This is a genomic window from Desulfosoma sp., from assembly GCA_037481875.1.
Lineage (GTDB): Bacteria > Desulfobacterota > Syntrophobacteria > Syntrophobacterales > DSM-9756 > Desulfosoma.
Map to the genome: position 1 here is coordinate 112,906 of JBBFKY010000003.1, position 20,773 is coordinate 133,678.

Below are 20,773 nucleotides of genomic sequence, written 5' to 3' on the forward strand. Positions count from 1 at the left end.
TGGTGTCAATGCCCAGCTCAATTGCTTTCCGCTGAGCCAAACGCGGACGCCAAAGAAAGAGTCTTTGAAGCAGCCAGAGAAACAGCCAGATGCAAATCCACGAAAACTTGCTTATTAACGTGAGAGCGAGGTCCGGGAAAGCAGATTTTGCTTGCCACTCTCGATGGCCGCGCCGTAACCATGGTCCTCTTTCAAATCGTCGAACTAGGACAAGCCGGGGCTTGTGCCATCCAAGAAAAAGCAAAACAGCTATTTGAAAACCTCTTCAACCGGAAGACCCTGTCGGCTCTTTCGCGCACCGCCAAAAAGCCTCACCAGATAGGCCAAAACGCCTATGTTTTCCAGGTAACGAACGAAAAGGCTCAGACCAGCCTGAGAGGTCATGGTATCCGACGTGGTTTAAGCTGATCGATTTTGCACTTATCAGCTTGTTTCTTTTGTGGCATGATCAAGTCCTACCCTTTGGGTTTGCGTTGAATCTGAATTGGATTCAGGAAATCTCTTCTAGATTCAAAAATATAGCCCAAAGGGTAGGTTATTTCCAGCATTAAATTGCACAATTTAGGTTAAAAATAACCAAAGTATAGACAACTAACATTCAACTCCGTCACTAGTACCCATGGAGATGCTCATGAGCTTGGATGAACCGATGACTATGCTGCCACAGCTTTTTTCGGGACAAAGTCTTTATAAGGATACAGACGGGGATGGCCTGATCGACCAAATCCTTGTGAGCCTTGTTGTCCCTCGTGGTCTCAGCTGGAGCGTGGTCTGGGCGGAGGCGGTGCATTTGGCATGTCGTCTGGCTTTTGAGACGGTGCGCCTGCAAGCTCCCTTGGTTCGTTTTCGCCCTCCTTCAGACAACCACCCTCACATGTTGATACGGCTGCCAACAGGTCAGACAAGGAAAACAGAATCGCTCGGCTCGAGGGTCCATGTTGCTCGCAAAAATCCTTATCGACTAGAAGCCACCGCCGAATCGCCGGAAGCCATCGCTTCCTTTTTCCGCCTCTTAGCCATATCCGATGTGCTTGAACTGCCTCCTCTACCCAAGGACTGGTCTATTCTAGAATGGATTCATGGTGATCAGCCCCTCCTTAGGGTCTGGAAAGGCAACCGACGACATGATCCATTCTTCTCGCATAGCATATCTTCCGCCAAGGCCACCCTTTTGAATTTGGGAACACCTGGGGCAACAGGCTCAAAGGCCTCAAACGACAAAAGCGCACCAGATCTTTTGGATCTTTCCGGACACAATGGCGTTTTCCAGACCTCGGCCCAAGACCCTAGACAGCGATCCCTTCATCTTGCCGTCCTTTTGCCTTCTCCCAAAGTATCTTCTCGAATCGGCCTAAGTCTTTGCCATACCCTGTCTCAGGTGACCCTCGAAGCAACCCAAATCCACATACCTTTTGTCTTTTCAGGCCCTGTTCCCCATGAAGGAATCGTCTTGGAACTCAAGGAAGAGAGTGCATGCTGCGAAGCCTTGATTCACACCGTCGATGGAAAGGCTTCACACCTCATGGTCCGTGGATCAGTACCGGCTCTGCAAAGGGCGCTTCAGCACTGGCTCCTTTGGGTCATTCGACGCCCGGGTCCAGGAGCAGAGCCCATGACGGCCCTTCGGGAAAAAGCCCGACGGGTGGCAAGGCCCGTAGGCGGTGGCATGGCTGATCCCCATGCGACGAATTTTCCATGCCTCGTCAGAGAGTGCCGATGGAAACCTGAAGATCTTCGGACGGAAAAACTGGTCATGAGAGTTCCTCCGGGGCATGGGGCTGTTTCTGCGACAATCTTTGTCAGTAAACCTTCGTCGGTGCGCCGCCGCCTTAAGGAACGACTGGAGAAAATCCTCAAAGCCAAGGGCTACAAACCTTCCGTAGAAGTTTTCAATGCTTACAAACCCGGCCTCTGTTGGCTTTTAGAAAAGGTTCTTCCGGCGGCCGCTGCAGCCCACAAGGAAAACGGTGTCGGTGCCGTGGAAGTCTCTTTTGCACCCTTTGAAGGCACCCAAGGATCTCGCTTGACCACGAAAACACCCAATGGTTGTCCCGGAAGCGTAGGTTCACAGCGCGCCTCTCTTGAAGGCGAGGCGCACGTACTGCAAGGGAAAAACGCAATTACTGAGAAGCTTCCATATGCCATGGAAACAAGAAGCCGTTGGCTTCAAGAACTCTACCCAGGACCTGATCTATTGGCACGGCACCTGGGTCTTGATCTTTCGAAAGTGCATCTTCGAATGGACCCAAACCTCCAAAGTGTCTACCGCGTTCGGGTTTGGGATCGGGAAGGCTGTCTGCTTTTCGAAGAGACATGGTCTCCTCGCTGGAAGACACTTTCGTATTTCGGAAGCCTCGCCACGGTGCATCCCACCACGGCAGGCGTCCATATCGTTCAAGCATCGCACGTCTTGATAGACCGTTCCATCCCCACAGATCGGGAAGTCTTCTGGAGAATCTTTAGCACAAGGTGGGTGCCGGCCCTGTTCAGGGCCATGGAACAGCGCTTGGACTACGCCCGTAGAGCTCAGTTGCCCGCCTTTTGGGAAGAGATTCGCGTAACGGCAACGATCGATGAAACCGAGCTTCCTTTGGGTCTGGATCAGGAGAGGCTTTCACCCATGGAAGCCCTGCACGAAGATGTGTACTTTGCTCTTCTCAACGCATTCAAAGACTTTGCCGCACGTCATAACCTTTCCGATTTCCTTCAGTTGGGACAGGTCATGCCAGTTATGGCCTGGACAAGCCGCGATAGAAAAGCACGGGCCCGCCTCGTGGCTAAACCTTTTCCTGAGATCAGCCGCAGTCAACAGGTATATTCTTCAAACTCACCCCAAAGCTCCGCCTACCCTGAGCAGAACGTCTCGATTGCCTGGTTGCGTCTTCATCAAAGACACTGGGACATTGGGTTCACTCTTTCACCCTCAATGGGTGCCGCCATTGAACCGGCAGCGGCGAAGGTTTCTGCCGTCTTAGGCCAAGGGGCTATTCCGTCGAGCACGGACCAGATCGTTCTTCGATGTCCTGCACCACGGCACAAGCCTCCTTCCGCAAAGATCCTTGAGCCTCAAACGATGGTAGCTCCGCCAACGCAAAGAATTTTGAGTTCTCGAGACCTCGCTCAATGGGTTCATAGACTGGCGAGCTTGCCAGCGCTCGAGGTGTGGCAGCCGTCAAAGACCTTTCGAGGGAGACCCATTTGGGCGCTGGAAGCCACGCTGCCGTATCCTTCCCCAAATGTCTCCCAGGCTCGATTGCGTTTGTTCAAGCCAACCCTTTTTTTTAACGCCCGGCATCACGCCAACGAAGTCTCCAGCACCGAAGCGGCTCTGTTTTCCGCCTGGAAAGCAGGAACCACGGAAAAAGGCCTAAAACTCCTTCGAAAGGTCAACCTTGTTTGGATCCCTCTGGAAAACGCGGACGGCGTCGCTGCCTTTGAACGGCTTTATCGCATCAATCCAGGTCATAAACTACACGCTGCCCGCTACAACGCTTTAGGTTGTGAGTTTTATGAAGACTATTTTAAAGATAACCCCCGCTTTCCCGAAGCTTTGGCCAAGCGACACGTTTGGGACAGGTGGCTTCCGGAAATGATCTTGGACGGCCACGGGGTTCCAAGCCATGAATGGGAACAGCCTTTCTCGGGTTATCTTCCGGGCCTTTTTGCCGAGCACTGGATTCCTCGTGCTTTTCTTTATGCTTATCTGCCTTACCTCGATGAACCCACAAATCCCCGGTACTCACAGGCCATCGAGCTGGCTCGAATCATTCAAAAACATGTTCAACAAGATCAAGAACTTGTGCAAAGGAATGAAGAGATACGCGAGCGCTACCATCGTTATGCCCAGATGTGGGAGCCTCAGATTTTCCCTTCCGTAACCCCTGGTTCCGTGGCCCTGCTGCCTCCGGTGGCTCGAGTCGCTCGGCTCAACTACTGTGCGCAGCAACCCCAAGTCACCCGTTTTGAAGTCATCACGGAAGTCGTGGATGAGGTCGCAGAAGGGTCCTGGCTCAACCTTTGCGTAAGAGGTCACCTGGCAGTGTATGAGGCTATGATCGAAATGTTGCAGACTAACGCTAAAAAGGCTATCAAAACAGCCACGATTTTTGGTCGTAGGGTGTGCTTTACATGGGGATGTGAGTCTTAAGGCGGCATCAAATCAAGGAGGACACAATGCGAAAATGCTTGGTGGTTTTGTTTCTTTTGGCAAGTTTCTGGCCGGGTCTTGGAACGGCGGCGGAACAACCCGTCGTCGGGGGAACTCTCATTTGGGGACGAGGCGGGGATTCGGTCTCCCTGGATTTGGCTCAGGCAACCGACGGAGAATCCATCAAGGCAGGCATCCAGATTTATGAAAACCTGGTGAAATTTGGGGACAATTCCATGGATATCGAACCTCAGCTGGCCACCTCTTGGGAAGTCAGCGAGGACGGTCTCACTTGGACATTTCACCTGCGTAAAGGAGTCACGTTTCACGACGGCACACCCTTCAATGCGCAAGCTGTCTATGATTCCTTTGCACGGGTGATCGACAAAAACCATCCCTTTTATGGCTACGGCAAATGGGCTTACCTGAACCTTTCGTTGGGCATGGTGGACCAGGTCAAGGTGGTCGATGAATACACCGTGCAACTGGTGACCAAGAAACCTTACGCTCCGCTCCTTAACAACCTGGCCCTTTGGCTCTGCCCTATCGTGTCCCCCAAGGCTTTGGCTGAATACAAGGACCAAATCGGTATGCATCCGGTGGGAACGGGTCCCTTTAAATTTGTCAGCTGGGTCAAAGATGATCAAATCATTTTGGAGCGAAACGAAAATTATTGGGGTGACAAGGCCAAGGTGGATCGTATTATCTTGAAGTCGATTCCCGAACCTTCGGCACGCCTTATGGCCCTTCAGTCGGGGACCGTGGATATCGCCGACGATCTGGATCCCGATTCCATTTCTTTGGTCAAAAAGGATTCGAACCTGAAAGTGATCGAGCGGCCGAGCATCAATGTAGGCTATCTGGCGTTCAACACCGAAAAGCCAGCCCTCAAAGACCCTCGTGTGCGCCAAGCTATCAGCCATGCCATCGATAAGGACACCTTGATCAAGGCCATCTTTCAAGGCTTAGCGATTCCGGCCAAGAACCCTTTTCCGCCCACTATTTGGAGCTATAACGACAGCATTCAACCTTATGAATACAATCCTGAAAAGGCCACAAAGCTTTTGAAAGAAGCCGGTTTTGATTTCAACACGGAACTGGAACTGTGGGCCATGCCCGTTTCACGGGCTTATATGCCGGAGCCGATCAAGACGGCTGAGCTGATTCAAGCGTATCTCGCAGCCGTTGGAGTGAAAGCCAAGATCGTTCGCTACGACTGGGGCACCTACCTCAAAAACACCAGTAACGGTGAGCACGATATGTGCATGCTTGGCTGGCTTGGAGGGAACGCGGATCCTGACAACTTCCTTTACGGTCTCCTTTCGGCGGATACAGCCGTCACTCCCGGTGCCGCCAATGTAGCCCTTTGGAAAAACAGCGAATTCACGGAGCTGGTCACGAAAGCTCAAAAAATCTTTAACAAAGACGAGCGTGCCAAGCTCTACATGAAAGCGCAAGAAATCTTTCATCGGGATGCCCCGTGGGTGCCTCTGGCCCATTCCACCATCGTGCGCTGCTATAGCAAGAAACTACACGATGTTCCGCTTCGACCCAACGGCTTGAATTCCTTTCAAATGGTCTGGAAGGAAAAATAGAAGGATTCTCCAAAGATGCCTTGGAGCTACGTGGGACGCCGTTTCGGACAACTGGTCTTGATCTTGTTCGGAGTTTCCCTTCTGGTCTTTCTCATGCTGCGCCTCATTCCGGGCGATCCTGCGCAGCTCCTGATCGGTGAATATGCGTCACCCGAAGAATTGGCACGGCTTCGCCACAAGCTGGGCCTGGATCGCTCTGTGGCGGTCCAATACTGGCTCTATTTGAAGTCCATCCTTCAAGGTGATTTGGGCATCTCCGCACGCACAGGCACACCGGTTCTCAAGGAAATCCTTCCTCGGCTGCTTGCCACCGCGGAACTGTCCCTGGCCGCCATGTTCCTTGCCACCTTTTTTGGAATGGCCGCCGGCGTCGTCTCGGCTGTACGACAGTACTCTTTGTGGGATTACGCCGCCATGTTTCTGGCGTTGGTTGGAGTCTCGATGCCCATCTTTTGGTTAGGCCTGATGCTCATATACCTGTTTTCCGTCAAATACCCTCTCTTTCCCATGATGGGCAGGCTTGATATGGGCATGAACGCTCCCTTTCTAACGGGGTTTGTTCTCGTAGACGCCTTGCTTGTCATGCGCTGGAATGTTTTTTGGAACGGATTGCATCATTTGATACTGCCGGCCTTCACCTTGGCCACCATTCCCATGGCCGTGGTGGCCCGCATCACGCGTTCGAGCATGCTGGAAGTCCTCAATAAGGACTATATTCGCACAGCACGAGCCAAGGGGATGGATGAAACGGTTGTCATTTTGCGCCATGCGCTTCGCAATGCCATGCTCCCCGTTGTCACCGTCCTCGGCCTGAATTTGGGACTCCTTCTCAGCGGCGCCGTGTTAACGGAAACCATCTTTTCATGGCCTGGATTGGGTCGTTACGTTGTGGATTCTCTCATGGGACGGGACTATGCCGCGGTTCAAAGTTGCGTGCTCATTTTTGCAGTGATCATGACCTTGATCAATCTTTTGGTCGACCTTGTCTATGTGGTTTTGGATCCCAGGATTCGCATCCATGAGTAGATCGGAACTCTTCAGAGATCTTCTACGACATCGAACAGCTGCCGCCGGCCTGTGCCTTATTTCGGGCATCGTCATCTTGGCCCTGCTAGGCCCTTGCCTGGTCCCTTATGATCCTTTGGTGCCGTCCCCATTGGAACGACTGCAACCACCTAGCCCCAAACATTTTTTCGGCACTGACAGTTTGGGAAGGGACATTTTTAGCCGAGTCATTCACGGAAGCCGTATTTCCCTGATGATCGGGTTCCTTTCGGTGACTCTTTCCCTCCTTCCCGGAACCCTTTTAGGTCTGGCAGCAGGCTATTTCGGGGATCCAGTGGATAGTGTCATCATGCGCATCATGGATGTTCTCTTAGCCTTTCCCGCCGTTCTTTTAGCTATTGTCATTACAGCGATTCTCGGGCCTAGCCTTCCCAACACCATGATTGCAGTGGGTATCGTCTATATTCCACACTACGCCAGAATCGTACGCTCCAATGTCCTGTCCCTCAAGCAACAACTTTTTGTCCAAGCCATTCGGCATCTGGGCGGCAGTCATGCCCGCGTCCTCTTCTCGCACATTCTCCCCAACACCTTCGCCCCTATTATCGTTTATGCCACACTGGGAATGGGGACAGCTGTGCTTCAGGCGGCCGCTTTGGGCTTTCTGGGTCTAGGAGCCCAACCTCCGCAGCCCGAATGGGGAGCTATGCTCAGCGAAGGACGTCAATATATTCAAATGGCCCCTCATGTAGCGGCTTTTCCCGGTTTGGCCATTTTGCTGCTGGTGCTCGGTTTCAACCTTTTCGGAGACGGGTTGCGCGACGTGCTCGATCCGTCCTTGAGGACCCGATGACGGCGATTCTTTTGCAAATTCAGGGACTTCGCACGGAATTTTTTACGCGGCGCGGGATCGTGCGCGGTGTCGATGGAGTGGACCTTGAGTTAAACGAAGGAGAGACTTTGGGAATCGTCGGGGAGAGCGGGTGTGGCAAAAGTGTGACGGCTCTCTCTATCCTCAGACTCATCCCCAAAACTCAGGGAAGCATCACTGCAGGGCGCGTTTTATATAAAGGCATGGACCTTCTCTCCATTCCGGAACGCGCCATACGTCGCCTTCGTGGAAACGAAATCTCTATGATCTTTCAGGAACCCATGACGTCTCTGAATCCCGTCTATACCGTAGGGTTTCAAATTGAAGAGGTGCTTCGCAAGCACAGGGGACTGACCAAGAGGGAAACTCGTCGCGAAACGGTTCACGCTCTGTCTCTCGTAGGCATCCCAGATCCTGAATCACGAGTGAACCATTATCCGCACCAGCTGTCCGGAGGCATGCGCCAGCGCGTCATGATTGCCATGGCCCTGGCTTGTCGTCCACAGATTCTTATTGCCGACGAACCCACAACAGCCCTAGATGTGACCATTCAGGCCCAGATTCTGGATCTGATTCAAAGGCTTAAGGACGAAATCGGCATGGCTGTTCTGCTTATCACACATGATCTGGGGGTTGTGGCGGAAACATGCCGTCGCGTGGTGGTGATGTACGCAGGCAAGGCGGTCGAAGAAGCACATGTCCTGGACCTGTTCACGATGCCAGCTCATCCTTACACGCAAGGCCTTTTTATGTCGTTACCCAAGGTTGGTGGTAAGCACGGAAAACTCACGCCCATTCCAGGCACGGTCCCGAGTCTGCATCGACTTCCCCCCGGCTGTGCCTTCCAAGATCGGTGTTCACGAGCCGAAGGACCCTGTTTTACGGAGGTCCCAGGGTGGATTGAGATATCCAAGGGGCATCGAGTACGATGCTGGCACCCGGTGATTGACTCATGAAGCATGTCCTCTGCGAAGCGAAGAATCTGGTCAAGGATTATCCCATTCAGAGCGCTGTCGGATTTGGAGCCAAAGGCTGTGTGGTCCGAGCTGTGAACGATGTGAGTTTCGTCATTGCTCACCGAGAAGTTTTTGCTCTTGTGGGAGAAAGCGGCTGCGGCAAATCCACTCTAGGACGTCTTCTGCTGCGTCTAGAAGAGCCCACAAGGGGTCAGGTTTTTTTCGAGGGCCAAAGCTTGGAGTCCTTAAGCCGTCGTGAAATCTTTCAGTGGCGTCGTCGGGCTCAGATCATTTACCAGGATCCCTATTCAGCCTTGAATCCTAGGAAAAAAATCGGACAACTCATCGAGGAACCCTTGGTGATTCATCGGCTGGGATCGCCTGCGGAGCGTCGCGAAAAGGTCGCCAACCTTTTGCAACGAGTGGGACTCAGGCCGGAACATGCCGAGCGCTATCCCCATGAATTTTCAGGAGGGCAACGGCAGCGTATTGTGATCGCACGAGCTTTAGCCCTGAATCCCGTATTTTTGGTGGCCGATGAACCAGTCTCGGCCCTCGACGTGTCCATTCAGGCCCAAGTGATCAATCTTTTGGAAGAACTTCAGGAAGAATTGGCTCTCACTTACCTTTTTATTTCCCATGACCTGAGCGTGGTCGAGCACATAGCCCATCGCATCGGGGTTATGTATCTGGGGCGTCTTGTGGAAATCGGGCCTAAGGAAGCCTTTTTTGAAGAGCCTCTTCATCCTTATTCGCAAGCCCTCTTGTCCGCCGCTCCTATCCCGGATCCAAGAGCAGCCGCCAGGAAACAACGCATCCTTCTGGAAGGCGATGTCCCAAGTCCCATGAAACCTTCTCACGGTTGCCCTTTTCATCCTCGATGCCGGGAACAAACAGCCTTCTGCACCCAAGAGGTACCGCCATTGAGAAACATTCGCCCAGATCGCCTTGTCGCCTGCCATCAACGTTGAAAAGAAGCCTCCCCCCTCAAGGGATCGACAGCAGCACGAATTTTTTTGTGATAAGGAAAGCCTTGACAAGCCAGCTGAAGATGAAAGGATCATGGCACACGATGACCGAAGATCTTGAACGATTCATGGAGTCTCGACCATGAAGATACTCAGACTACGGTTCAAGAACATAAGCTCGCTTCGAGGGGAATGGGACATTCGCTTCGATGCGCCTCCTTTTTCCGACACCGGCCTTTTTGCCATCACCGGTCCTAATGGATCGGGAAAATCGTCTATTCTCGATGCCATTACTCTGGGGCTTTACGGTCAAACCGTACGGCTTCGACACCCGGAACAAGACATCACGAGCTGGCTCGAAGATGAATCTTATGCCGAAGTGACTTTTCAGGTGAGCGACAAAATCTATCGCAGTCGATGGTGGGCTCGAAAAAGCTCCAATGGGCTTCTTGGACCGGAAATGTCCCTTTCTTCGGTCAACGGCACGGAAGCAATCCTGGAAAACCGTATCCTTGGCGTGCGCTCTCGACTTAGTGAAATCACCGGCTTGGACTTCAAGCGATTCTGCCGTTCGGTTCTTTTGGCCCAAGGGGAATTTGCCGCTTTTTTGAACGCTCTGGAACATGAACGGTCTGAAATCCTTGAAATGATCATGGGCCCCGAAGTGACTCAGGATCTGGCTCAGGATCTAGATCACCGCCTGAGCGCTGCTCGGGAACGTCTTCTTCAGCTTAAGGAACTTGCCGCCAACTACCCTCCTGTAGACCGCGAAGCTCGCCGCGAACTGGAAATCCAGCGAGAAGAAAAACGGGCCGAACTGGAAGATTTGCGTCGGCAGATCGGCGAACTCGAAGCCGCAAAAGAACGGCTGGAAACCCTGGAGCGCCTGCACGAAGAGCTTCGTCAATCCCAGGAACTCTTAAGCAACGCTGAAGCTGAAGACCATGCCGCTCAGGAAGAACTTCAACGCATGGAAACCCTTTTGGCCGCCCAAGCCGTTCTGGACTCTCTTCGCCACTATGTGACTCTGGAAACAACACGGAACGAGCTTCAATCCCGCCTGGAGACTCTTCGGCGAAAATCAGACGGAGAAAAAAAGCAGCTGCAAGAAATTCAGGGCCTCTTGGCGGCTGCCGAAGCCTCCCTGGAAGCAGAGCGGCAAAAGCTGGCGGAGAACCGACAGATTTTGGAAGAGGCAAGCCGTAAGGAAAGAGATATTCAGCGCCATGTGCAAAAGCTTCAAGAGGCGTCGGCACGATCCATGGAACTGGAACGGGCTCGAAAGGATATGCTGGCCCGCCGGGATCAAATCCAGTCAAACCTTGAACAAGCCGGCCTTCAAGCCGAATCCCTTCAGAAGCAGCTCACCGAAAACGCATCCGATGCGGCTTTGGAAAACCACATGCCAAAGCTACAGGAACTTTTGAAGCACCTGGAAACTCTACGACAAGAAGAAGCTCTTCAAGCAGCACGACTGTTGGAGACTCAAGAAAGCCTCAAAAAAGCAGCCGCGGCTCTGGAAAAAGCCCAATCCCGGGAACACTGGATGGAGGCCAAAATAGGGCAAGCTGTGCTTAAAAAAGAAGCCTTGGAACAGGAACTGAAAGAAATCCTAGGCGATAACACACCGACTTCCCTCAAAGAAAACATAAAGGAAAGAAAAAAAACTCTTGCCGCTTACAGAAAACTGCTTTCCATTTCCCAACGCTTTCACCAACAAGGCCTGGCTTTTGACATTCCCGCAAAGAGGGAAGAAGTGACGACACGTCAACAAGACGTTCAAGCCTCTTTGAATGAAGCTCTGGCGGAACTGCGAAAGCATGAAGCCGACATCGCTTGGCGTGAAAGCTTTGAGCGCGTCAGCTCGGAGCGCTCCAAACTTCAGGAAGGCAGCCCTTGCCCTTTGTGCGGGTCTTTGACCCATCCCTTTGTCACGGAAGGACTTCCGGACCTTTCCCAAATCTACGGCCGAATCGATGCGCTTCAAGACCGTATCGTATCCCTTCGAGCCGAACTGACGGATCTGAACCTTCGAAGTGCCCAATTGGAAAAGCAGGCCGAAGCAGCGCAAAATTTGCTTGGAGAATGGCAGGAAGTGTGCCGGCGGGCAGGATTGAGCCTTGCCATGGTCGAACCGAATGTTGTCGCGGAAACCATTCAAGGTCTCGAAGAAGACCTCAGGCATGACAAAGCAGCCCTTCGCTCCAGCCGATGGAAACGATGGCGTTTGCAATGGGTGAAATGGAAACTTCACCGAAGAATGCAAGGATTCTCAGATCGGAAACAGCAACGCCGACAACTCGAAGAAAAGTTTCGAGAAAAACAAGCAGCCACGTCAAAAAACCAGCAGGATCTCCAACGAGTACGGGGCGACCTTCAAGCCGTGAGCAGCGATCTCCAAACGCTTTTAAACAGTTATGGGGAAAGATTCCCTGAAAAAGGAGAGGAAACCCTTCTTTTACAGCGTCGTCAGAGACGTCGCGAAGCCTATGAACGTGCCGTCCACGAACATAAAGATCTCTTGAACCGCAAGCGTTCCTTTCAAACGCAACTGGAATCCTTGGCTTTGGATTTGGCACGGCTGGAAAAGGAGGCGGAGGAGGCGGCTTCCCATGTCGATACCTTGCAATCCATCCTCGCTGCCATGAAAGAGGAACGGGAAGCCATTTATGCAGGCCCTGATGCGACGGCGGAACTCCAGAGCATGGAAGAATCCGTTCACCGGTTGCGCCGCAACGTCGAGGAACTTCAGCAGCAAAGCGAAACCCTGCAACAGTCTCTAGTCTCCACGGCTCAAGAGCTCTCCGCTCTGGCGTCCGAGCTGGAAAGCCAGGACAAAACGTGCAATACGTTGCGAACCGACCTTGAAACAGAGCTTAAAAAAATTGGGTTGGATTCCCTGGAAGCCGCGGCATCCGCCCTCAAGGCTGTGGAAGAAGAGTCCGCCGTGCGACAAAGAGCCTTCGAAGCAAGTCAAAATCTGGCAAGAGCCAGGGGTCTTGTGGATGCGGCTGCGCAGGCGATCTCTGAGGTCTCGAAGGACGACGCAGATGTCGATCTATCGGCCCAAGAAATCGCCGATCGAATTTCTCAATTACAAACATTCAGGGAAAAAGCACAGCGAGATTTGCAGGAACTGGAAAGCCGGTTGGATCGCATTCGTCAATCGGTTCAGGAACATCGAGAACTGCTGCAGGCCGTGGAGGACCAAGAACGGCTTGTGGCGCAACTGAGCGCTGAGGCAAAGGCTTTTCGAGATGAAAAGAACGCGGAGGCTCGCGAAAAAATCCGGCGAATCATGCTGGAGCGGCTCATGGAACAAGCCAACACTCATCTGGAACTTCTTAGCGGCCGTTATAGGCTTCGCCCTTTGCAAAACAACGGTTTTGGTTTGGCTGTTGAAGACCTTATGCAGCAGAGAAACCAACGTTCTCTGCGCACGCTTTCCGGCGGAGAAACCTTTGTGGTGAGCTTGAGCTTGGCCCTGGGCTTGTCAGACCTTGCAGCCCATCATCGAAGGATCGAATCCTTGTTTCTGGACGAAGGGTTCGGGGCTCTGGATGAAGAAAGCCTCTATAGAGTTATCACAGCGCTTCGCAGGCTTCAGGCCAACGGCAAGATGGTGGGTGTCATTTCCCACGTGAAAAGGTTGGCCGAAGAGATTGAAACGCAAATTCGTGTGGAACAGGAACCGGGAGGAAGGTCCCGCATTATGGTTGTGCCTTGAGATTCGTTTTGCGGACGGAACATTCTTCCATCTGCTTCATTTTCTCTTCGAGTTCCGTCATGGTTCGAAACACCCATGTGCTGGGATCCGAAAAACAGTACACGGCCAAGGGGCACATGCTGCAATCTTCACGGCGATCATGTAAGGCGGTTTGAGAAATCGATGTCATGTGTCACCTGTGCGTTTTCACGAAGATTTGGTCTCGGCACATCGCTTGAGATAGTCCGCCCATTCCACCGGCAGTAGATATTTCTTCTTGGAATTACAGTCCTTGCAACAGGGAACCACGTTGCCTTTGGTGCTGCGACCGCCGCGCACCAAGGGCACCACATGGTCCATGGTCAACTCCTTTGACGAAACCGTCTTGCCGCAATAATGGCAACGCCCTTTGGCGAGCTGGCGTTGCCACCACTGTGTTTTTCTGAGTGCTCGAGCCTTTTCCTTTTCGCGCCGAATCTGTTCCGGCGAAACCGTCACTGTGAAAGGCTCGAGAAATCGGTCAAGATCCATCCTAAGATTGCCCCAACATGCCTTTCTTCAGAGCGTCTGAGGCAGGCTTTTCACCGAGGAAAATGCCCCAGAGAGCCCGCATGAAATCGGCACCCGGCACAACGCCCTTTTCCTGTCCCTTGATCAAGACATGCGTTCCCACGCCGGGTTCGTACAGCAGCCGAATCTCTTCACCTTTCTGCAACGGCTCGGTGAAATAGCCCATAAAGGTGTCTATTCGGCTCTTGAGTGCTGCATCGGGATTGGGAGCCGTCTTTTCAAAGCCTTCCTTCCAGGTTTCTCCCAGTTTGGCGGCATCCACATTCTTGTACACGAAATGCATAATGATACCCTTGGGTTCGTCCGCCTGAATGACGGCTTTGGCATCCGAGGATTTCTGTCTCAGGTACAAAGCTCCGTAGTAAACGTCCACGACCAGTTTTTGACGCAAACCGAACCCGTTGAGAAAACAGGTCGTTTGGCCGATGGTGATTTGATTCGGAAAGCTCGGCACATCCGCAGCACTCAACGTGGCCGCCCCCAACAGCACGCACAAGAACCCCACAAGACCATGAACTTTTCGCCCCCTCCGAACCTGACCCATTCTGTCACCCTCCTTTTTCTTTCCTTGATCCTTCGGGGCCGCTTTTTCGCGACCCCTCGTCCGTGCCAACAACCCCTCGACACCCGTGGGTTTCGGAAAAAACACATTGCAGGATCGCGAACCTTTCAGCTTTGCGGCATTTGCAGCACCACGTAAAAGGTTCGTTCACCCCGTTTGATCAAAAGGAGCAAACTGCTCTTTTTTTCGACGCCTCTGATGGCCTGGTTGTAGTCCCTGAGATTCTGGATCTTTTTGCGGTTCACTTCCTTGATGAGATCTCCCGGCCGAAGTCTGGCTTCAGCCGCAGGACTGTCCGGTTCCACTTCCGTAATGATGACACCCCGCTCCGAAGCGTCCCACCCGAAACGTTCGGCAAGTTCCTTGGTCATGTTCTGGACCGTGAGACCCCACACGTTTTCCACACTTTCAGGTTGTGCCGCAGCCGTTTCTTCATCGGGCATGGTCCCCAGGCTGATGGTCAAAACCTTCTTGGATCCATCACGAAGCAGGCCTATTTTCACGTTGGAATTGGGAGGTGTCGCCGCGACGCGTCGAGAAAGTTCATGGGCGTCCAGCACTTCTTCGCCGTTGAATTCCTGAATGATATCACCCACCTGAAGTCCACCCTTTTCGGCAGGACTGTCTTTGACCACATCGGAAACCAGAACCCCTTTGGCCTCTTTAAGATTGAAGGATTCCGCTATTTCCGGCGTCACATCCTGAATCATGATTCCCAACCATCCACGTATCACCTTACCCGTTCGCAGCTGGGGTAAAAGGTCCTTAGCCACATTGATGGGAATGGCAAAACCGATCCCCTGCCCTCGAGCCACAATGGCCGTGTTGATACCCACCACTTCTCCGTGCATGTTAAAAAGGGGTCCTCCGGAATTCCCCGGATTGATGGCGGCATCCGTTTGAAGAAAATCATCATAGGGCCCCGCGCCGATGATTCGGCCCTTGGCGCTGATAATGCCAACCGTGACCGTATGGCCCAATCCAAAGGGATTTCCCACGGCCATGACCCAGTCCCCGACACGCAAGGCAGAAGAGTCCCCCAAAACGGCGGGCTTGGGAAAATTCTTGTCGGGTTCCGTCTGAATAAGAGCCAGATCGGTCTTCGGATCCCGGCCCACGACCTTGGCGGCATATTCTTTGCCGTTTTGCAGCTTGATCCGGATTTCCGTCGCCTTTTCCACCACGTGGTTGTTGGTCAAAATGAGCCCTGAAGCGTCGATGACCACACCGGATCCCAGGGAATTGGTCTTCATGGAGCCTTTGGGCATGTCTCCGAAAAACCGCTTAAAGAACTCATCACCAAAAAATTCACGAAAAGGAGAATTAGGTTCCATAAACGGTTGCAAAGGATGCCCCTTGATCACCTGAGTGGTGGAAATATTGACCACCGAGTCCTTGACTTTGTCCGCCAAGTCCGCAAAAGAAGGTGGAAGGTTCGAGCCGAAAAGGCTCGTGGCGGCGAAGGCTCCCTGAAGGAATCCCGCCGATGTGAGCATCACAACGGGAGTCAGAACTGCAATCATCCACGAAAAAACCATGAGACGCCTTGTTTTATGAAACATGCTGCAAGCTCCTTTCTTTCGAGCAGAATTTCCTGCACCCACATCTTTTCAGCCGTGCCCAAAATTTGGTATACACCATAAACCAAGCCCAAGAAAAATCAAGAACGAGGCACGGCAAGGAGGTAACAAAACCCCGATGCAATCGATGACGTTGGTTGACGCATGTCGCTACAGCACCCAGATTTTGCAAAGGAATCCCGAACTGGCGGCCATTTATCGAGACGCCGTTCGTCGCTACGGGGAAGGCGAGCTTTTGCTCTCTTTAATGAACCTTATCGCTCAGGCCTATGAAGATGGAAAACTGGAAGAAGATGTTTTCAAAAACCCGCATAGTCTTTTAAGTTTCTGTTGCGGGGCTTGGATTCAATTCCTTCTTGTGGAAGTGGCCGGCATCAAAAAAGCCGATCTCCATGCTGTAGCTCGAAAAATCTTTAAGGAAACCCACAGCAACCGCTCCCTCCATTGAATCAGTCCCCCAGGTCCAAGGCGGCGTCCAGGGATCCGTATTTATCCACAATGACGGTTCCGGGCTGAAAACAGCCGAAGAGCCGCCGAGCATCTTCAAAACCGCCCAAGAGCACCTGAAACGACGCCCATTGGGGAAGGTCTTTCCGAAACTGCCCTTCCAGACGCCTCACCTCGATCCAGGACGGAATCTTTCCCAAAAGCGGCAATAAAGCCTGTTGATCCCCGGCTGTCACCTTCACCCACATGGCCACAGGGCTTTCCCAGGGAGGATTTTCAGCCCACTGCACATCCAGCAGCTTGTGAGGGGGCAACCCGTGGCGTTCCGTCACATCGCTGCACCGGGCCCGATGAAAGGTGATCCCTCGTTCACTAAGCGTCGCCAGCACATGACTTTCTCCTGGATACGGATGACAACAGCCTGCAAACTTGTGCACCGCAGGATCTAAACCACTGACTTTCAGCACCTTCCGTTCATGACCCTGGTCTTCTTCTGCACGAAGCCTAAGTTTTCCCATGTTCTTTTTAGGAACATCCTGTAGGTAATAAAGAAAGGCCTTGGGGGAAATAAGATCCTGGCCGATCATGACAAAAAGATCTTCCAGTGATTTGACATTGAGCACTTCCAAAATAAGGGGCACTTCCTCACGTTCCAGGGTCTCTTGCGGCAATCCATGTTGTGCCAGTTCCTGCATCAAAAGATCTTTTCCGACGTCATGAGCACAGAGTCGACGGCGTCGTGCCATTTCTTTTGCAATGGCATTGCGAGCCTTTGGAGTCATACACAGGCGTTCCAAATCGGGATCAAAGCGTACCGGTGTTTCCGACTTGATCACCCGTACTGTGTCTCCGTCTTTGAGCCGATGGGTCGGTGGAACCCGCCTCCCTCCAATGACGGCTCCGATACAGTGATTGCCTAAATCCGAGTGAATCTTGAAAGCAAAGTCCAGAACGATACTTCCCACAGGGAACGTATGAGCGTCACCGTGCGGTGTGTAAACTGTCACTTCCTCGGCTTCCGACAATTGAATCAAGGTACGGCGCTGAGGCGGCGGACCTCCGTATTCGCCCACACTTCGCAAGAACTCGCTCACTTCCTTGAGGTAGGCTTCCGTAATCCTTTCTGGATGGTTCCATTGGCTCAAGACCCCATGGGTAGCCCATTCGTCCATCGAGGCCGTACGCACCTTGACCAGGTAATTTTCCCCTTTGTGGTGAATCCGCGTATGCAGACTCATATAGCCGTTATTCTTTGGATTCGCAATAAAATCCCGTAGGCTTCTCGGTATGGGAGTTACAGTGGAATTTACCACACCCAAAGCACAATAACAGGCATCCACATCGTTGGCAGTCAGCACCACCGTAAAGTCCACACGGTTTTCCGCGTTGGCCAATCTCAGGGTTCCTTTCGCCGCATCATAATAGGTACCCAAGCCTTTGACTCGACTGCGAATGACGACGTCCATGTTTCGACGCGCAAAGGCTTCCCGCAGGCGTTCGGTAATTTCCGTCACACCGGCATGGGCATAGAGCGAACGAAGGGTGTTAAGAATTTTTTTGCTTTTTTTCGGATACAGATAAGAAAGGGAAAGATGGTAGAGTTCGCGTTTGAGTGGAAAAATGTTGAGTTTAGCGGCCAGGGGCGCGTATATTTCCACGGTTTCCTGAGCGATGCGTTGTTGTTTTGGCTTGGGAAGATAGTGCAGAGTGCGCAGGTTATGCAACCGATCCGCAAGTTTGATGACTAATACCCCCAAGCGCTGGCTGGCGGTCTGCAGAATCTTGCTGTGGGTCAAGTCCTTGAGGACCGCACGGTCCTGGTGGAGCCTGGTCATTTTGGTGCAGCCTTCCACCAGGTCGGCCACCACGGTTCCAAAGGCACTTTCAATAACTTCATAGTCAATGCGTGGAACGTCTTCAATCACATCGTGAAGAATGGCCGCGGCCAGCATTTCCGGGTCTCGAATTCCCATCTCCTTGGCCAAAATGTAAGCCACCGCACAGGGATGGCTGATGTAAGGCGCCCCGGATTTTCGTATCTGCCCTTCATGCAAATCCTGCGCGTAGTCCAAGGCACGGTAAAACAACGCATTGCCTGGTTGCTGCGGCGGCAGAAGTTCTTCCATGCGCAGCCGGTACACGCTCAAATCAAATTGTCCAGGTTCTTCCGAGAGCAGTTGCTGAAACAAAGTCCATCCCCTTTGTGATCATTCAGCGGCTGCCTCATCAAGGTTGCCGTGGTTTCAAATATACTCGATCTTTTGCGACACGCACAGTTGGAAACGGAAAAAGAAACCCATCAAAGGCGTTCGTGCCTGCCGCCTTGTTTGGGCCTTGACTTGGAGGAAACATTCCATTAGGTTTTCGGCACTGCGTTGGGGGATCGTCTAGCGGCAGGACGGCGGACTCTGGATCCGCTAGCCTAGGTTCGAATCCTAGTCCCCCAGCCATTTTTTTTGGTCCCATCGTCTAGTGGCCTAGGATACTGGCCTCTCACGCCAGAGACACGGGTTCGAATCCCGTTGGGACTACCACAAATCCTGCCCGGAATCCTTATACCAAGACATCCTGAAAAGTCCCTCGACGTAAAACGTCGCCCAAATCTCTGGCATGTACCTGGAGACGCTTTAAAACCAAGGGACCTTCGTCGACGTCCACCACGAGATCTTCCTGAAGCAGGGAACCGACGGCTTCCCAATCCGAAGCATCAAAAGCTTGAAGCAGGCTCAGGATGTCACGAGCTGTCAGGGGTTCATAAGTGGAAGCCCCGTCGGTCCATCCCCGAAGAAAGCCGCGAACAACGGGCTCAAGCCATTGGGCTGAAGCCCACACCAGATCTTCGGTACCTCGGTGGCGATCCACACGCATGCGAAAGGTCAACACGAAAAAGAAAGCGGCCAACGCGGAAAAGCGCTCATGAAACAGGGGACCAGACGGCATCAGCACGGCTCGGTTTCGAGCGGAAATAAGGCGTACGGAGAGTCCCCGGTCATCCACGGCAACCACGAAATCACCTGCTGCATGGTGCCAGGGATAAATCTGAAAAAAATCTTTTCGGTCAAGAGCCAGGGTCAGAAGGTACGAGGCCTGTTCCATGAGCTCAGCCGTCTGGGTTGAAGAAAGAACTGTTCCCGAAGAAGATTCGTCCCAGACTCGAATGGTTGCAGCCGTTCCATCGTCTCCTTTTTCCATGTGCCACTCGTAAAACCCTTCAAACCACGTGGCCAGAAAAAACCCAAAAGGCCATATTGCCGCCTGGTCATCGTGCCACACCCCTTGCCCCACATAGAGGCATCGAGGCACATATGGCGCAACGGGTGTGTTCGCCAACCATTGCAAGGTTTTCCATTCTCGTTCGAGAGCCTTCTGCCTTTGAGGATGCATGGCCGAATTCATCACGAACGCATAGATTTGATCATTCGCCTGCACCTCGATTTTGGCCACATGATACAAGGCTCCATGCTTGACGCTGTCAATACGGACTCGGGAAATTCCCTTGGAAGTCCAACTCGTTCCCGTAAGGGTTTCCAGGCTTTCACAAAGAGGTTTCCAGCCGTTCTTCTGTAAAGCCTCTCGAAGCGCCTCAAAGTACTGTGTGTAATTCATGGACGGTGCATCAGAGGTCAAACCTGTGGGAAGCGGACACTTAAGCGCCTCTGAGTCAGCAGGGATTCCATTGATGCAAAAGATGACCGTCGAAGTCGCCCCTGTCATGAGGGCTCCTCGGAAGGCGGTTTGGTGGGCTCTTCTTTTTCTGAACCCACCGCCGGACATGGAGCAGGCTTAAAGGGAAAAGCGCTGGTTTTCTCGGTGAGCACTTTTGTGGCATCCAGCCACCAGTCGGCAAACCCGCATCCCAGTCAATGCCTCGAGCGACTCAGGCACCCCTGTAAAGCCTCTTCCAGCTCCTGAACACGTCGGCGCAAAAAGTCGAGTTCTTCTTCCAAAATACGAATGGTTTCCTGATACCGCGACTCCATGTCTTTGTCTTTCATGAGCCGTTCCTTAAAAGGAAAGACACCTTTTGTCAGGTCAAACCGTGCTCTTCAAAAAGCTTTTGAAGGAAACGGGCCTCCTTGCCCTTTTGCTCGCAGGGATCATCGCCGTTCCGGCTGACTTCCTCCACATGAAACACACAGTCCATCAGGATTTCATAAGGCGTCACCGTGGTGTGACTCCTCAAGAAACCGTTCCCATTGGGCTGATATACATGAAGAAAAAGACTTTTGCGCTGTCGCATTGCTTCCTGAAGTTTAGCTTGAAAGCAGTCCCGATCCATGTCCGTATAGATCCGAATGCAGCATTTTGTGCGCTTGAAAATGATATAGACGCGGCTCATCACAGAAACTTCCATTAGCACTCCCTC

At 52.5% G+C, this 20,773-nt stretch carries 15 protein-coding genes and 2 tRNA genes; 10 read left to right on the top strand and 7 right to left on the bottom strand.

Going from position 1 to position 20,773, the window contains the following annotated elements:
• The first annotated feature begins 631 nt into the window (after positions 1-631).
• The 7 genes from WHS46_05520 (at position 632) to WHS46_05550 (ending at position 13,269) form a co-directional block, all read left to right on the top strand.
• Positions 632-4,147, top strand: coding sequence for a M14 family zinc carboxypeptidase (locus WHS46_05520; protein MEJ5348128.1), 3,516 nt, complete (start codon positions 632-634; stop codon positions 4,145-4,147).
• Between the two features lie 26 nt (positions 4,148-4,173).
• Positions 4,174-5,742, top strand: a complete 1,569-nt coding sequence (locus WHS46_05525; protein ID MEJ5348129.1) for an ABC transporter substrate-binding protein — start codon at positions 4,174-4,176, stop codon at positions 5,740-5,742.
• A 15-nt stretch (positions 5,743-5,757) separates the two neighbouring features.
• Entirely contained in the window at positions 5,758-6,768 is a 1,011-nt protein-coding gene (locus WHS46_05530; GenBank protein ID MEJ5348130.1) for an ABC transporter permease, read from the top strand.
• On the top strand, positions 6,761-7,600 hold the full coding sequence (locus WHS46_05535) for an ABC transporter permease (GenBank protein ID MEJ5348131.1): 840 nt from the start codon (positions 6,761-6,763) through the stop codon (positions 7,598-7,600). Before WHS46_05530 ends, WHS46_05535 begins: the two co-directional genes overlap by 8 nt.
• Positions 7,597-8,574 (top strand): ABC transporter ATP-binding protein, encoded by a 978-nt coding sequence (locus WHS46_05540; protein ID MEJ5348132.1) that lies wholly within the window; start codon positions 7,597-7,599, stop codon positions 8,572-8,574. The genes WHS46_05535 and WHS46_05540 overlap by 4 nt, the downstream gene beginning before the upstream one ends.
• Positions 8,571-9,545 (top strand): dipeptide ABC transporter ATP-binding protein, encoded by a 975-nt coding sequence (locus WHS46_05545; protein MEJ5348133.1) that lies wholly within the window; start codon positions 8,571-8,573, stop codon positions 9,543-9,545. Before WHS46_05540 ends, WHS46_05545 begins: the two co-directional genes overlap by 4 nt.
• Positions 9,546-9,684: 139 nt before the next feature.
• Positions 9,685-13,269: an AAA family ATPase gene (locus tag WHS46_05550; GenBank protein ID MEJ5348134.1), complete on the top strand. Its 3,585-nt coding sequence runs from the start codon at positions 9,685-9,687 to the stop codon at positions 13,267-13,269.
• A gap of 186 nt (positions 13,270-13,455) precedes the next feature.
• Here the strand turns inward: WHS46_05550 and WHS46_05555 are convergent, their stop codons facing one another.
• From WHS46_05555 to WHS46_05565, 3 genes are all read right to left on the bottom strand, one after another.
• The gene (locus WHS46_05555) at positions 13,456-13,779 is read right to left on the bottom strand and encodes an HNH endonuclease (protein ID MEJ5348135.1); all 324 of its coding nucleotides are present in this window, start codon (positions 13,777-13,779) and stop codon (positions 13,456-13,458) included.
• A 1-nt stretch (position 13,780) separates the two neighbouring features.
• Positions 13,781-14,362 (bottom strand): chalcone isomerase family protein, encoded by a 582-nt coding sequence (locus WHS46_05560; protein MEJ5348136.1) that lies wholly within the window; start codon positions 14,360-14,362, stop codon positions 13,781-13,783.
• Between the two features lie 125 nt (positions 14,363-14,487).
• On the bottom strand, positions 14,488-15,942 hold the full coding sequence (locus WHS46_05565) for a DegQ family serine endoprotease (protein MEJ5348137.1): 1,455 nt from the start codon (positions 15,940-15,942) through the stop codon (positions 14,488-14,490).
• A gap of 136 nt (positions 15,943-16,078) precedes the next feature.
• Here WHS46_05565 and WHS46_05570 point away from each other — a divergent pair, with 136 nt between their 5' ends.
• A complete protein-coding gene (locus WHS46_05570) occupies positions 16,079-16,408 on the top strand; it encodes a hypothetical protein (GenBank protein ID MEJ5348138.1) in 330 nt (109 codons plus the stop codon).
• Between the two features lies 1 nt (position 16,409).
• Here WHS46_05570 and WHS46_05575 read toward each other — a convergent pair whose 3' ends face one another.
• Positions 16,410-18,596 (bottom strand): HD domain-containing protein, encoded by a 2,187-nt coding sequence (locus WHS46_05575; protein MEJ5348139.1) that lies wholly within the window; start codon positions 18,594-18,596, stop codon positions 16,410-16,412.
• A gap of 187 nt (positions 18,597-18,783) precedes the next feature.
• Here WHS46_05575 and WHS46_05580 point away from each other — a divergent pair.
• Together WHS46_05580 and WHS46_05585 are read left to right on the top strand one after the other, a co-directional pair.
• Positions 18,784-18,857 (top strand) — tRNA-Gln (locus WHS46_05580).
• Between the two features lie 8 nt (positions 18,858-18,865).
• A tRNA-Glu gene (locus tag WHS46_05585) sits at positions 18,866-18,941 on the top strand.
• Positions 18,942-18,960: 19 nt separating this feature from the next.
• Here the strand turns inward: WHS46_05585 and WHS46_05590 are convergent.
• The 3 genes from WHS46_05590 to WHS46_05600 form a co-directional block, all read right to left on the bottom strand.
• Complete coding sequence (locus tag WHS46_05590) at positions 18,961-20,121, bottom strand: hypothetical protein (GenBank protein ID MEJ5348140.1); 1,161 nt, start codon at positions 20,119-20,121, stop codon at positions 18,961-18,963.
• Between the two features lie 146 nt (positions 20,122-20,267).
• Positions 20,268-20,402 carry a hypothetical protein gene (locus WHS46_05595; protein ID MEJ5348141.1) on the bottom strand — a complete coding sequence of 45 codons (135 nt, stop codon included), beginning with the start codon at positions 20,400-20,402 and terminating at the stop codon, positions 20,268-20,270.
• Positions 20,403-20,434: 32 nt separating this feature from the next.
• Positions 20,435-20,761, bottom strand: a complete 327-nt coding sequence (locus WHS46_05600; protein MEJ5348142.1) for a hypothetical protein — start codon at positions 20,759-20,761, stop codon at positions 20,435-20,437.
• Between the last annotated feature and the right edge of the window lie 12 nt (positions 20,762-20,773).